The 13068-nt window shown below is 43.6% G+C and carries 10 protein-coding genes; 8 read left to right on the top strand and 2 right to left on the bottom strand.

Annotation, left to right across the window (positions count from 1 at the left end; all coding sequences use genetic code 11):
• Position 1 precedes the first annotated feature (1 nt).
• Positions 2 to 1306 carry a response regulator transcription factor gene (locus HMPREF2904_RS06490; protein ID WP_070661160.1) on the top strand — a complete coding sequence of 435 codons (1305 nt, stop codon included), beginning with the start codon at positions 2 to 4 and terminating at the stop codon, positions 1304 to 1306.
• A 39-nt stretch (positions 1307 to 1345) separates the two neighbouring features.
• On the opposite strand, the gene HMPREF2904_RS06485 is transcribed toward HMPREF2904_RS06490, so the two are convergent.
• Positions 1346 to 2200, bottom strand: coding sequence for a putative RNA methyltransferase (locus HMPREF2904_RS06485; protein WP_070661157.1), 855 nt, complete (start codon positions 2198 to 2200; stop codon positions 1346 to 1348).
• Between the two features lie 28 nt (positions 2201 to 2228).
• Between HMPREF2904_RS06485 and HMPREF2904_RS11115 the strand changes: the two genes are divergently transcribed.
• The 5 genes from HMPREF2904_RS11115 to HMPREF2904_RS06465 all read left to right on the top strand — a co-directional run bounded on the left by HMPREF2904_RS11115 (position 2229) and on the right by HMPREF2904_RS06465 (position 5075).
• Positions 2229 to 2345: a winged helix-turn-helix transcriptional regulator gene (locus HMPREF2904_RS11115; RefSeq protein WP_080978262.1), complete on the top strand. Its 117-nt coding sequence runs from the start codon at positions 2229 to 2231 to the stop codon at positions 2343 to 2345.
• Between the two features lie 124 nt (positions 2346 to 2469).
• Positions 2470 to 3336 (top strand): ABC transporter ATP-binding protein, encoded by an 867-nt coding sequence (locus tag HMPREF2904_RS06480; RefSeq protein ID WP_049523746.1) that lies wholly within the window; start codon positions 2470 to 2472, stop codon positions 3334 to 3336.
• A complete protein-coding gene (locus HMPREF2904_RS06475) occupies positions 3336 to 4178 on the top strand; it encodes an ABC transporter permease (protein WP_070661153.1) in 843 nt (280 codons plus the stop codon). Before HMPREF2904_RS06480 ends, HMPREF2904_RS06475 begins: the two co-directional genes overlap by 1 nt.
• Before the next feature lie 18 nt (positions 4179 to 4196).
• On the top strand, positions 4197 to 4652 hold the full coding sequence (locus tag HMPREF2904_RS06470) for a LytTR family DNA-binding domain-containing protein (protein WP_070661151.1): 456 nt from the start codon (positions 4197 to 4199) through the stop codon (positions 4650 to 4652).
• Between the two features lie 9 nt (positions 4653 to 4661).
• Positions 4662 to 5075, top strand: a complete 414-nt coding sequence (locus HMPREF2904_RS06465; RefSeq protein WP_003004151.1) for a DUF3021 domain-containing protein — start codon at positions 4662 to 4664, stop codon at positions 5073 to 5075.
• A gap of 62 nt (positions 5076 to 5137) precedes the next feature.
• Here HMPREF2904_RS06465 and tyrS read toward each other — a convergent pair whose 3' ends face one another.
• Complete coding sequence (gene tyrS / locus HMPREF2904_RS06460) at positions 5138 to 6394, bottom strand: tyrosine--tRNA ligase (protein WP_003004779.1); 1257 nt, start codon at positions 6392 to 6394, stop codon at positions 5138 to 5140.
• 182 nt (positions 6395 to 6576) lie between these two features.
• On the opposite strand from tyrS, the gene pbp1b reads away from it, so the two are divergent.
• Complete coding sequence (gene pbp1b / locus HMPREF2904_RS06455; protein WP_070661148.1) at positions 6577 to 9033, top strand: penicillin-binding protein PBP1B; 2457 nt, start codon at positions 6577 to 6579, stop codon at positions 9031 to 9033.
• Positions 9034 to 9384: 351 nt separating this feature from the next.
• Positions 9385 to 12954, top strand: coding sequence for a DNA-directed RNA polymerase subunit beta (rpoB, locus tag HMPREF2904_RS06450; RefSeq protein ID WP_070661145.1), 3570 nt, complete (start codon positions 9385 to 9387; stop codon positions 12952 to 12954).
• Positions 12955 to 13068 lie beyond the last annotated feature (114 nt).

Raw genomic sequence — 13068 nt, 5'->3', positions numbered from 1 at the left:
AATGTACAAAGTCTTATTAGTAGACGATGAGTATATGATTACAGAAGGGTTAAAAAAATTAATCCCCTTTGACCACTGGAATATGGAAGTGGTCGCAACTGCTGAAGATGCAGATCAGGCTCTTGATTATGTGCGAGAACATCCGGTGGATGTGGTGATCACGGATGTCAATATGCCTGGAAAGACCGGACTTCAGATGATTGCAGAGATGAAGGATTTAATTCCAGATGCTGCTTTTATCATTATGTCAGGCTATCAGGATTTTGAATATGTCAAGACAGCCCTCAATTTGCGCGTGGCAGACTACCTGCTCAAACCTGTCAATAAGGTGGAGATGGGCAATATCCTAGAAAAAATCCAGCACCAAATCCAGCAACCAAGCCAAGAGTTGGCCAACCGCTTGATTCACGATGACATCTCTGAGGAAGAGTTTTGTCGGTATATCGCAGGCCGGAATTCACTGTGGATTGGGATTGCTAAGGAGAAAAAAGGTTTTATCAGCTCGTCTTACCAAGTTCTCGGGCAAAATCTTCAACTCTTTATCTCAGATCAAGAAGAAGAAGCCATGATTGAGAAGGCCTTTGAGCCACCCTATAAGGAGCACTTTCATCAATTTAAGGACCTAGTGGAGCGGAGACTCTTTTATGGAGCGACTCCTCTCAATCAAGACGAAGAGGTCTTCCGTTACTACGAGCCGGCCTACCGGGTGATCATGCAAGGAAATATCCAACAGATCTTAGAAGAACTGGACTGGTTGGAAAAAATGATCCTTGAGAAGACACCCAAGGTTTCGCTGACCAAGCAACTCTTTATCCAATTTTTGATGGATGTCTTTCATTTGTTTGAATACCTGCAAGGAGATGATTTGGCCGATGTGGTCAAGAAAGTCCAAGAAGCTGCTACCTTTAGCGAGATGATTAGCTTCATCCAGGAAGAGTTGTCCCGTTTCTTATCTCACTATCGAATGAACGAAAATGTAGCGAGTGTCCTCCAAGTGATTAGCCGTGATTACCAAAAAGAGCTGTCACTTAAGGACATCAGTCAGGCTCTCTTTATCAATCCAGTCTATTTAGGCCAATTGATTAAACGAGAAACCAATGCAACGTTCGCAGAACTCCTCAACAAACAGCGGATTAAGGCTGCCCAGCAGCTCCTCTTATCGACCAATGACAGTATTGAAGATATCTGCTATAAAGTCGGTTACAGCAATGTGGGCTATTTCTACAAGGTTTTCCGTAAACTCTGTGGAAAATCACCTAAAACCTATCGCTTACAAGTCATGACAGAGCATATAGAAGATGAGTAAAAGGCTGAGACGATTGTCTCAGCCTTTTCACTTTTCATTTTAAATCCTCTGTATCTTGATTTTCCCAACCAATATTTGGGCCTCAATGGTGATTTCTGTGAGTTGGGTCCAATCGATTTTTTCTTGGTCTACGTGAAATAGAAGAGGGGTCATGGCGAGGAGCGCCTGGCGTTCTTCCGGAGTTAAACTCTTGGTGAGGCTGACTGTTTCGGATGAGAGGATCTGGCAGTGGTCTTCAAAGTGCTCCAAAATTTCCTGGTTGGAGTAGGATTGCTTGGTCAATTGATCTTGGGCCAACTGACGAATCTCTTTCAGATGAGAAGAGGTTGGGACAACCTTAATGATCACCCCTTCATCCTTTAAGACACGCTCAAATTCAGCGTAATTAGCCGGGGAGAAGATGTCCAAAATGACCTCCATACTCTTGGATTGAATGGGTAGATGAGCTAAGTCTCCTACAAACCAATTGACCATCCAGCTAGCGTCACTCTTGGCAGCTAGTTGCACAGATTCCTTGGAAAGATCAAATGCATAGAAAGTAGCCTTGGGATAGGCTTCTTGTAGTTTTCGGGAGTAATAGCCTTCTCCGCAACCGATATCTAAAATCTTGGCATCACTGGTCGGAATTTTTTGTCCGATCGCTGTTAGAATCGGCTCATAAAAACCTGCTTCTAGGATCAGCTGGCGATTCTGGAAATTTTCTTTGTCATAGTCCTTCGATTGCTTGATCTGGGGAGCCAGGTTGACATAGCCAAATTTCGCCAAATCAAAAGAATGGCCCTTGGGACATTTAAAACTGGTCTCCACAAGTTCTAGGTCCAGTTGACAGATGGGACAGGCAAAAGCAGTCGCTGTTTGAAATCGTTGTAATTTTGGTTTGATCGGTGTATTCATATTAGTAGTGTAACAAAAGAGCCTCTAGATAGCAACCGATGCTCTAATAGAGCACCAAACAAAATATGAGCTGACAAAAAAAGGTAATTCACTGATGTCGATTTTAAAGGACTTGAATCAATGGGGAAAAGAATGGCTGCAATAAATTTTTTCCTCATTTTAATCTCTTCTATCTCGCCACTCATCTCTTCATTTTGACCACTTATCCCCAAAAGTCGTTTTTTAAACGTTTTTTTTGCTAGACTGGTTCTATCAAAAGGAGAGAGAACATGATATTACAAGCTAAAAACATCAGTAAACGATATGGAAATCATTTAGCCGTAAACAATATTCACTTACAGTTTGAAAAGGGAACCTTTAATGCGATTCTAGGACCAAATGGAGCAGGGAAATCAACAACGATTTCCATGTTGATTGGTTTGAAACAACCAACGCAAGGTGAAATCATCTATGAACCAGGTACTAAAATTGGTGTGGTCTTCCAGACTAGTGTCTTAGATGAGATGCTAACGGTTAGAGAAAATCTGACCATTCGTGCCAGACAGTATAAAGGCTTGAAACCCAATCGTGTATCTAGTCTCATTGATCGGCTAGGTCTATCAGCTTTCCAAAAGCAGAAATACGGGACGCTTTCAGGTGGCCAAAAGCGTCGGGTTGACATTGCGCGTGCCCTGCTCTCACAACCAGATATTCTATTCTTAGACGAACCAACGACAGGTTTGGATATCCAAACTCGGAAGTCTATTTGGGATTTGCTCTATCAATTGCAGAGAGAAGAGGGAATGACCGTTGTATTGACCACGCATTATCTTGACGAAGCAGATGAAGCTGATCAAATTTATATTGTAGACCATGGGAAAGTGATTGCTCAGGGATCAGCACTAGATATTAAGAGCCAGTATGCAAAAAACATCTTGAAGATTCGTTTCAAGGAGATGCAGCAGATAGAAAGTCTCAAATCTTCGGGAATGTCAGTAGAACAACAAGGACCATTAGAATATGTTTTTCAACCCAAGAGTGAAAGGGAAGCCATTGATTACCTGGCGCAAGTTAGAGATAATCTAGCCCATTTTGAGTTTCGTCCAGGGACCATGGATGATGCCTTTATTGCACTTACAGGAAGGGAGGTCCGCTAATGCTAGCCTTACTAAAGCGAAATTTTTTATTGTATTTTAGGAATCGTTCAGGAGTTTTCTTCTCCCTGTTGGGAGCCTTGATTTCCTTTGTTCTCTATATTATTTTTCTTCAAAAAAATCTAACAGATGCTTGGGCTCAGCTCCCCAATAGTGGTCCTGTGTTAAATAATTGGTTAATGAGTGGGACGCTGGCTGTGACAGGGATTACGACAAGTCTGGCTGCCCTGACTCAGTTAGTAAAGGACCGTGAACATCAAGTAGATCAGGATCTTTATTTATCCGATCAAGGAAAGTGGCGGTTGCCATTTTCGTATCTAACGAGCGCAATCATCATCTCTTTTTTCATGCAAGTCCTTATGTATGTGCTGATGTGTGGCTATTTTAGAGAAGTTCCAACCCTTTCTCTATTACCTGAAGTGCTCCTCATCATGTTGCTTAGTAGCCTGCTTTCTAGCTTAGTAAATGCCATTTTTGTTTATTTTTTCCAATCCGTAGACAGTCTTGGGAAGTTTTCGACCATAGTGGGGACAGCTTCTGGTTTTTTGGTAGGGACTTATGTACCTTTAGGTGTTCTACCTGATTTTGCACAACTACTAATGAAATGTACTCCAGCAACTTATATTGCATCACTTTATCGGCAAGTACTCATGAAAGAAGCATTAAGTGAGACCTTTAAAGGTCAAGATAATCTTCTTCAAGAGTTTCAAGAAAAAATGGGTGTTCAGCTCAAATGGCAAGCGTTATTGACAAAGGAACAAACATACCTTATAGTGTTAGGAGGCATTCTTCTAGCTTTGGGGATTTGGATTTCCTTAGCAAAAAGATCGAGTAAAAGAAAGTAAGTGAGAATTGGAGTAGGAATGAAGATTCGTTTTGAGGTAAAACAGGATATCCCAGAAAACGACCCTTGTGTGGTCATTCAAGCCAAGCAATTATCTGATCAAGCACGAGAGGTGATGGACTATCTCGAACAGTTTTCGACAGTGAATCAAGTAGTGATCCCTATCAAAACAGATGATCATTTGATCATGGTGAAAATTGATGACATTATTTTAGCCGAAATTGATAAGAATCAGCTAACCATTTATACGACAGACAAAACGTTCACCGTCAGAGATACTTTGACAAATTTTCAACACCGGATTAATCGTCGTAATTTTTTACAGATATCACGCCACGCGGTGATGAATATCGACCATTTGGAATCGCTATCGGATAGTTTTTCAGGCAATATGATGGCTAAACTGACACGCGGAGTAAAATCAAGTGTCAGTCGGAAATATGTCAAATCCTTGATGGATTATTTAGGGGTATAGGAGAAAGTGATGAAACGAGTTATAGCTTATTTTGTATCTGGTATGAGGACAGGATCCTTCTTTTATTTGTGTTTGGTGTTATTATCCCATGTCTATCCTAACATCGTCTATCCCGCTGTAAATGTCCGCAATATCCTGGCGATCTTTTTGATGAGTGGGACAATGGGGGTCTTGACATTCATTCTTGAGGAAGAAGAGTTTTTGACCTATAGTTTGCGTGTGGCCTTGCATTTAGTTGTGACAGCTGCCATCTTAGCATTAACCTACTTGTTTTTTGGCTGGGGGACAGCCTTACGGAGCCCGATTCCTTGGTTGATCTTTCTAGCCATTTACGGCCTGATCTGGCTGTACCAGATTTGGCAGCTCCATAAAAAAACTCAACGAATTAACCAAGCTTTGTTGCATCGCAGAAAAGGGAAATAGCCCCAGAAAAAAGTATATAAGAAAACCACGAAGTTTCGTATTAACTTCGTGGTTTTGCTTTCTTAATATGTCAAAACAAAGTATTTTTTCTTACCGCGACGGATAACGGTCAATTCATTTTCTAATTTATCGCTATCGCTCAAGACATAGTCAAGGTCTTGGATGCGTTCGCCGTTAACGTAGATAGCACCATTTTGAACATCTTCGCGGGCTTGGCGTTTAGAATTTACCACACCAGCTGTGACCAAGAGTTCAACAATGTTGAGGTTATCTTCTGCTTGGACCTGGTAGTTTGGCACACCACGAAGGCCTTGTTTGAGTTCTTTAACAGAAAGGTTTTTGATGTTTCCTGCAAAGAGTTGTTCGGTGATGTTGAGGGCTTCCTTGTAGGCTTCTTCGCCGTGGACGAGGGTAACCACTTCACGCGCCAAGATCTTTTGAGCCAAGCGTTCATGAGGAGCGGCCTCAAACTGTTTGCGGATCTCTTCAATCTCATCAAGTGACAAGAAAGTGAAGATCTTCAAGAAACGCACAGCATCCGCATCCATCACATTCATCCAGAATTGATACATTTCGTATGGAGATGTTTTGTCTGCATTGAGCCAGACCGCATTACCTTCTGATTTACCGAATTTCTTACCAGTTGCATCTGTGATCAAAGGCACAGTCATAACATGACCAGTTTTATCTGCTTTACGACGCATCAACTCAGTACCGGCTGTCATGTTTCCCCATTGGTCAGATCCACCGATTTGAAGGGTTACATTGTGTTCTTGGTTGAGGACGTAGAAGTCATAGCCTTGCATGATTTGGTAGGCAAACTCTGTGTAAGAAATCCCTGTTTCAATCCGTTTTTTAACAGATTCTTTACTCATCATAGCATTAACCGTAAAGTATTTTCCGACATCACGAAGGAAGTCAATAAAGCTAATGCTTCCGAACCAATCGTAGTTGTTGACCATTTCGGCTTTATTGTCACCATTTTCAAAATCGAGGAAACGAGACAATTGCCCTTGAATGGAGCGAACCCATTCTTGTACAGTTTCTTTTGTTTGGAGACTACGTTCAGCATCTTTGAAGGACGGATCACCAATGAGACCAGTCGCACCGCCAACGAGCGCATAAGGTTTGTGGCCTGCTAGTTGAAGGCGACGGCTCGTCAAGATGGCAACCAAGTGACCAAGGTGAAGGCTGTCAGCAGTTGGATCATAACCAGTATAATAAGAAACCTGACCTTCTTCCAGTGCTTTGCGTAAGGCTTCTTCATCCGTCGTTTGAAATACCAAACCACGCTCTTTTAGCTCATCAAAAATGTGCATGTGTCTTTTCTCCTTTATAAGTTTATTCATTTCTCTATTCTACCATAAACCACGGAAATGGCAATGGTTTCCATCATTTTCTTGTCCTTACCCAGGAAGAATGAGTGACGATTTCTACGCTCTTGTGATTGAAAACAAAGGGCCTAATCTGCTATAATATAGGGAACAAGGAGAAAGAATCAGTGAATCAATTAAAAGAGAAGCTGCAAGAGTTTTGGAAGAAAGTCCAAAAATTCTTTGCAAAGATGTATACAGAAACTCCGAATAAGGAAAAAAATGAGGAAAGTAGCTGGTCTGTCGGCGATATTTTTGCGACATTTTTGAGGACCCTCAAACTCTTGTGGGATGTCATGATCGCCCTGTTCGTGTGCCTCTTTTTATTTGGTGCAGGGATCGGGATTGGTTATGCGGCGAGCCTCTTTAGCAATGTCAAGGTTCCAAAGACAGAAGAATTGGTCCAGCAGGTCCGCAACGTCAGCAGTGTTTCAAAACTGACTTATTCCGATAAGAGCTTGATTGCAGAAGTGGACAGTGATTTGATCCGCACGCCAGTCGCAGGAGACGCCATTTCAGATAATGTCAAGAAGGCTGTGATCGCTACTGAGGATGAGAATTTTGAAAGCCACAAGGGGGTTGTACCTAAAGCCGTTCTTCGGGCAACACTTGGATCCGTAGCCGGTGTGGGTTCCTCTAGTGGGGGATCAACCCTGACCCAGCAGTTGATCAAACAGCAAGTCGTGGGAGACGCTCCAACCTTTACTCGTAAGGCGACAGAGATTGTTGATGCCCTAGCTTTAGAGCGGGGAATGGATAAAAATGAAATCCTAACCACCTACTTAAATGTTTCGCCTTTTGGACGAAATAATCGAGGACAAAATATTGCAGGTGTGGAAGCTGCAGCTCAAGGGATCTTTGGCGTCTCTGCAAAAGACTTGTCTGTTCCACAAGCGGCCTTTATCGCTGGCTTGCCACAAAGTCCGATTGTCTACTCTCCTTATGCTGCAGACGGTAGCCTAAAGAGCAAGGAGAATCTCGAGTTAGGTCTGGCGCGTGCCAAAGACGTTTTGTTCAATATGTACCGGACGGGAGTCTTGTCGAAAAAAGACTATGAGACCTATGCTCAATACGACTTGACCAAAGACTTCATGGCTCCAGATGGCATCGAGAAAACACCGCATGACTACCTCTACTTCCAAGCCATGGAAGAAGCAAAAGAGGCCATGTATGATTACTTGATCAAGCGAGACAATGTCACCAAGCAAGACTTGAAAAATAATGAAACCGTCAAGGCTTACCAAGAATTAGCTGAGAGCGAGTTGCGCGAAGGTGGCTACACCATTCAAACTACGATTAACAAACCGGTTCACAATGCGATGCAGGCCGCAGTAGCGAATTTTGGAAGTGTCTTGGATGATGGGACGGGTCTTGTAGAAGTTGGGAATGTCCTTATGGACAACCGGACGGGTGCTGTTTTAGGATTTATCGGTGGACGGAATTTTGACGGCAACCAAAACAACCATGCTTTTGATACAGAGCGTTCCCCAGGGTCGACTATCAAACCGCTGTTGGCATACGGAATTGCCATCGACCAAGGCTTGATGGGAAGCAATAGCATCCTTTCTAACTATCCGACTAATTTCTCAAGTGGTGAGCCAATCATGCACGTGGATAGCCGAGGGACAGCGATGATGGATCTCCGTGAGGCCCTCAATACCTCATGGAATATTCCAGCTTACTGGACTTACCGGACCCTTCGTGAAAAGGGTGTGGATGTCCCATCCTACATGAAGAAAATGGGCTATGATATCCCTGAATATGGCATTGAGAGTCTGCCGATGGGGGGAGGAATTGAGGTCACTGTTGCCCAACATACCAATGGTTTCCAAACCATTGCTAACAATGGGAACTACCTCAAACGCTACATGGTAGAGCAAATCATTGATCGAGATGGGGATGTAGTCTACAAGCACGAGGCAGATCCTGTTCGTGTTTACTCTCCAGCAACGGCAACGATTATGCAGGATCTCTTGCGTGGGGTTATTACGTCTGGTGCTACAACGACCTTTAAGTCACGAATTAGCCAAGTCAACCCAACGCTGGCAGGTGCTGACTGGATTGGAAAAACCGGTACCACTAACTCAAATGGGGATATGTGGCTCATGTTGTCCACCCCTAATGTTTCTTTAGGAGGTTGGATTGGCCATGACAACAATGCTTCTATGCAGACCTTGACTGGATACAACAACAATGCCCAATACATGGCGCAGTTGGCGAATGCAATCTACCAAGCAGATCCAAGTCTCTTTGGAATTCAAGATAAATTTACTCTCGATAAGAGTGTGATCCGCTCTGAAGTGCTCAAATCGACTGGTGAAAGACCGGGCCGCGTCAATGTCAATGGTCGGGATATCGATGTGAGCGGTCAAATGGTGACGAGCCTTTGGGCCAAAAACGGAGCGCCGACCACTCAATACCGCTTTGCCATCGGGGGATCGGATAGCGATTATCAAAGCGCTTGGGCGGCCATTCTCGGCAATAGCAGTGGAACTCAGTCGAATAATAAGAACAATTCGACAACCAATAGTTCATCAAGCAATAGTTCAAATCGAAACAGCTCAAATCGTGGCAATCGACGCTAGTCTGATCCAGTAGAAAACCTAGAGAAAGCCTTGATTTTTGGAGCAAAAAACGGTATAATAGTGATAACTAATTTGTCGTGTGCTTTATTTGAAATATTGTCCAAATAAGAGCTTACAGCAGTTAAATCTTACTTGAATAAGTCGATTTAGCTGCTCTTTTTGTGCCTATTTTTCAGGAAAAACCTAGTTTGTTACACAAATTTAATTTTTCTAAAAATTACAAAAAGCGACGAATGAGGTGAAGAGACAGCTCTTCACGTGATGCAAATCACACAATTGTAGTTAAAACCGGATAGGTGGTAAAGATTATTTTGCCAAGCTATCCTAGTATGGAAAAAGGAGCTAAAAACTTTGGCAGGACATGACGTTCAATACGGGAAACATCGGACCCGTCGTAGTTTTTCAAGAATCAAAGAGGTTCTTGATTTACCAAACTTGATTGAAATCCAGACAGACTCATTCAAAGATTTCTTGGATCATGGCTTGAAGGAAGTATTTGAAGATGTGCTTCCCATCTCAAACTTCACGGATACAATGGAATTGGAATTTGTGGGTTATGAAATCCGCGAACCTAAGTATTCGCTTGAAGAAGCGCGCATCCACGATGCCAGCTACTCAGCACCAATCTTTGTGACCTTCCGTTTGGTCAACAAAGAAACCGGTGAAATCAAGACCCAAGAAGTTTTCTTTGGTGATTTCCCAATCATGACTGAAATGGGAACCTTTATCATCAATGGTGGAGAACGGATTATCGTATCTCAGTTGGTCCGCTCACCAGGTGTCTACTTCAATGATAAGGTGGACAAGAATGGTAAGGTTGGTTATGGATCAACTGTTATCCCTAACCGTGGGGCTTGGTTAGAGCTTGAAACTGACTCAAAAGACATTGCTTACACACGTATCGACCGCACACGTAAGATTCCATTTACAACTCTTGTGCGTGCTCTTGGATTCTCTGGAGATGATGAAATCATCGATATCTTTGGGGACAGCGAATTGGTTCGCAATACCATTGAAAAAGATATCCACAAAAATCCAATGGATTCACGGACAGATGAAGCCCTCAAAGAAATCTACGAGCGTCTTCGTCCAGGTGAACCAAAAACAGCGGAAAGCTCACGTAGCTTGTTGGTAGCCCGTTTCTTTGATCCACGTCGTTATGACTTGGCACCAGTTGGTCGCTACAAGATCAACAAGAAACTCAATATCAAGAATCGCTTGTTGAACCAAACAATCGCAGAACCATTGGTAGATGCTGAAACAGGGGAAATCCTTGTAGAAGCTGGTACTGTCATGACGCGCGATGTGATCGACAGCATCTCAGAACAATTGGATAACGGTTTGAACAAAATCACCTATATTCCAAATGATGCTGCTGTTTTGACAGAGCCAGTAGAATTGCAAAAATTCAAAGTTGTCGCTCCGACAGATCCAGACCGTGTTGTCACCATCATCGGAAATGCTAACCCATCTGACAAAGTACGGATTGTGACTCCAGCTGACATCTTGGCAGAAATGAGCTATTTCTTGAACCTTGCAGAAGGTATTGGCCGCGTGGATGATATCGACCACCTTGGAAATCGTCGGATTCGTGCCGTTGGTGAATTGCTTGCCAACCAAGTGCGTCTTGGACTTTCACGGATGGAACGAAATGTTCGCGAACGGATGTCTGTACAAGATAACGACGTCTTGACACCACAACAAATCATCAACATCCGCCCAGTAACTGCAGCAATTAAAGAATTCTTTGGTTCTTCCCAATTGTCACAGTTCATGGACCAACACAACCCGCTTTCTGAGTTGTCTCACAAACGTCGTTTGTCTGCCTTAGGGCCTGGCGGTTTGACACGTGACCGTGCCGGATATGAAGTGCGTGACGTGCACTATACCCACTATGGTCGTATGTGTCCAATCGAAACACCTGAAGGACCAAACATCGGTTTGATCAACAACTTGTCATCTTATGGACACTTGAACAAATATGGTTTCATCCAAACGCCATACCGTAAAGTGGACCGTGAAAAAGGTGTAGTGACCAACGAAATCGTTTGGTTGACAGCCGATGAAGAAGATGAGTACATCGTCGCTCAGGCCAACTCTAAGTTGAACGAAAAAGGTGGCTTTGCTGAGCCGATCGTTATGGGACGTCATCGTGGTAACAACCAAGAGTTCCCATCTGATCAAGTCGACTACATGGACGTATCTCCAAAACAAGTAGTTGCCGTTGCGACAGCATGTATTCCTTTCTTGGAAAACGATGACTCCAACCGTGCCCTCATGGGTGCCAACATGCAGCGTCAGGCTGTGCCATTGATTGATCCAAAAGCCCCTTACGTGGGTACTGGTATGGAATACCAAGCAGCCCATGACTCAGGAGCTGCAGTCATTGCTCAACATGATGGTAAAGTTACTTATGCAGATGCAGACAAGGTAGAAGTTCGTCGGGAAGATGGAGCTCTTGATGTTTACCATATCCAAAAATTCCGTCGTTCAAACTCAGGTACGGCTTACAACCAACGTACCCTTGTAAAAGTTGGCGATGTCGTTGAAAAAGGCGACTTTATCGCTGACGGTCCATCGATGGAAAAAGGGGAAATGGCCCTTGGTCAAAACCCAATCGTCGCTTACATGACATGGGAAGGGTATAACTTCGAGGATGCCGTTATCATGAGCGAACGCTTGGTGAAAGAAGATGTCTACACATCTGTTCACTTGGAAGAATTCGAATCAGAAACACGCGATACCAAGTTAGGCCCTGAAGAAATTACCCGTGAAATTCCAAACGTTGGGGAAGATGCTCTTCGTGACTTGGATGAAACAGGTATTATCCGTATTGGTGCGGAAGTAAAAGAAGGCGATATCCTTGTCGGTAAGGTAACACCGAAGGGTGAAAAAGACCTTTCTGCTGAAGAACGTCTCCTTCACGCGATCTTTGGAGATAAATCTCGTGAAGTGCGTGATACTTCTCTTCGTGTGCCTCACGGTGGAGATGGAGTCGTTCGCGATGTTAAGATCTTTACACGTGCAAACGGAGATGAATTGCAATCGGGTGTCAACATGTTGGTTCGTGTTTACATCGCACAAAAACGCAAGATCCGCGTCGGAGATAAGATGGCCGGTCGTCACGGAAACAAAGGGGTTGTGTCTCGTATTGTTCCAGTTGAAGACATGCCTTACCTTCCAGACGGTACACCAGTTGATATCATGTTGAACCCTCTTGGGGTGCCATCACGTATGAATATCGGTCAGGTTATGGAACTTCACCTTGGTATGGCCGCTCGTAACTTGGGTATCCACATCGCAACACCAGTCTTTGACGGAGCAAGCTCAGAAGACCTCTGGGATACTGTAAAAGAAGCTGGTATGGATAGTGATGCCAAGACGATTCTTTACGATGGACGTACAGGTGAGCCATTTGACAACCGTGTCTCTGTCGGTGTCATGTACATGATCAAGCTCCACCACATGGTTGATGATAAACTCCATGCCCGTTCAGTCGGACCTTACTCAATGGTTACCCAACAACCACTCGGAGGGAAAGCTCAATTTGGTGGACAACGTTTCGGGGAAATGGAAGTGTGGGCCCTTGAGGCTTATGGTGCATCAAATGTCCTTCAAGAAATCTTGACCTACAAGTCAGATGATGTCAACGGACGTTTGAAAGCTTATGAAGCAATTACCAAAGGTAAACCAATTCCAAAACCAGGTGTACCAGAATCCTTCCGCGTTCTTGTCAAAGAATTGCAATCTCTTGGTCTTGACATGCGTGTCTTGGACGAAGATGATCAAGAAGTGGAACTTCGTGACCTCGATGAAGGGGAAGACGATGATGTGATTCATGTGGATGACCTTGAAAAAGCACGTGAAAAAGCAGCCAAGGAAGCAAAAGCAGCCTTTGATGCTGAAGAATCAGAAAAATAATCAGTAAAAATGATTGTCTTGTGAGAAACCAATGCTTCTGACAGGATGATTCGATAACAAGATACAGACACAAGGAGGTGGCAAGAAAGTTTTCTTTCTTTCTTTCTTTCCCCA

The organism is Streptococcus sp. HMSC072G04, assembly GCF_001813295.1.
Lineage (GTDB): Bacteria > Bacillota > Bacilli > Lactobacillales > Streptococcaceae > Streptococcus.
Note: the sequence above shows the minus strand (reverse complement) of the source record. Positions and strands in the feature narration are given on the sequence as shown.

Excerpts from the sequence above, each read along its gene's own strand:
- HMPREF2904_RS06490 (WP_070661160.1), top strand. The coding sequence starts at position 2 with ATGTACAAAGTCTTATTAGTAGACGATGAGTATATGATTACAGAAGGG.
- HMPREF2904_RS06485 (WP_070661157.1), bottom strand. The coding sequence starts at position 2,200 with ATGAATACACCGATCAAACCAAAATTACAACGATTTCAAACAGCGACT.
- HMPREF2904_RS06480 (WP_049523746.1), top strand. The coding sequence starts at position 2,470 with ATGATATTACAAGCTAAAAACATCAGTAAACGATATGGAAATCATTTA.
- HMPREF2904_RS06475 (WP_070661153.1), top strand. The coding sequence starts at position 3,336 with ATGCTAGCCTTACTAAAGCGAAATTTTTTATTGTATTTTAGGAATCGT.
- HMPREF2904_RS06470 (WP_070661151.1), top strand. The coding sequence starts at position 4,197 with ATGAAGATTCGTTTTGAGGTAAAACAGGATATCCCAGAAAACGACCCT.
- HMPREF2904_RS06465 (WP_003004151.1), top strand. The coding sequence starts at position 4,662 with ATGAAACGAGTTATAGCTTATTTTGTATCTGGTATGAGGACAGGATCC.
- tyrS (WP_003004779.1), bottom strand. The coding sequence starts at position 6,394 with ATGCACATTTTTGATGAGCTAAAAGAGCGTGGTTTGGTATTTCAAACG.